The organism is Bradyrhizobium sp. UFLA06-24 (assembly GCF_054967145.1).
Map to the genome: position 1 here is coordinate 1 of NZ_JADFUE010000188.1, position 1,238 is coordinate 1,238.

Genomic DNA, 1,238 nt, shown 5'->3' on the forward strand with positions numbered 1-1,238 from the left:
TGTAGAAGTTTCGACTTAATCTGACGGCAAGGTTTGAACTGGCAGGGATTGGAGCTGCTGGCGAGCAGGAGCGCTCACCCAAAGGGCGCTCCCGCGCAGCCCGCAGCGTCTCACAAGAGACGTTACCATGACCCAGGAACAGAAGGTCATTCGCGCGAAAGTCGGAATGCTGGAATTGGCCAAGCAGCTCGGCAATGTCAGCCAGGCTTGCCGGATGATGGGCTATAGCCGCGACAGCTTCTACCGGTTCAAGGAACTGTACGACAACGGCGGTGAGCTGGCGCTGATTGAGATCAGCCGCAAGAAACCGGTCCTGAAGAACCGTGTCGCGCCGGAGGTCGAGGCGGCCGTCGTTGAGCTGGCGATCGACCAGCCGGCCTGGGGCCAGGTGCGAGTCAGCAATGAGCTCAGGAGCCGCGGCCTGTCGATCTGCCCGTTCGGCGTGCGGGCGGTGTGGCTGCGTCACGATCTCGCCAACGTCAAGAAGCGGCTGACGGCGCTGGAGGCCAAGATGGCCCAGGACGGCCTGGTGCTGACTGAGGCCCAACTCGTTGCGTTGGAAAAGGCCAAGTCCGAGAAGGAGGCGCACGGCGAGTTCGAGAGCGAGTGCCCCGGCTATTGCGGTGCGCAGGACAGCTTCTATGTCGGCAACATGAAGGGGGTGGGGCGGATCTATCAGCAGACCTTCATTGACACCTATAGCAAGGTGGCGTTCGCCAAGCTGTATGATCGCAAGACGCCGATCACGGCGGCCGAACTGTTGAATGATCGCGTGGTGCCGTTCTTCGATGCGCGGGGCATCCCACTGAACCGGATCCTGACCGACCGCGGCACCGAGTATTGCGGCAATCCGGAGCATCACGAATAGGAGCTCTACCTCGCCGTCGAAGACATCGATCCCACCCGCACCAAGACGAGGAGCCGACAGACCAACGGCATTGTTGAGCGCTTCCACCGCACCGTGCTTGAGGAGTTCTATCGCGTCGTGTTCCGCAAGAAGATTTATCCGAGCATCACTGCGTTGCAGAGCGATCTCGATGAGTGGATCGCTGCCTACAATGAGGTGCGCCCGCATCAGGGGCGCTGGTGCTACGGCAAGACGCCGATGCAAACTTGCTTGAGCAAGTGCTCTGTCGAGAGAGAAATTGTTGCCGGCTGCGTGAGGTCGGACATGAAATCTTTGTCGGACACCTGCCGCGACAAAGCACCCACTGTTAGCTCAAGTCGCTTCTTTTACA

At 60.0% G+C, this 1,238-nt stretch carries 1 pseudogene; it reads left to right on the forward strand.

What is annotated here, in order from left to right:
- Nucleotides 1-127 precede the first annotated feature (127 nt).
- Nucleotides 128-1,238, forward strand: a pseudogene (locus IF809_RS38555) (IS481 family transposase); the annotation flags it as partial.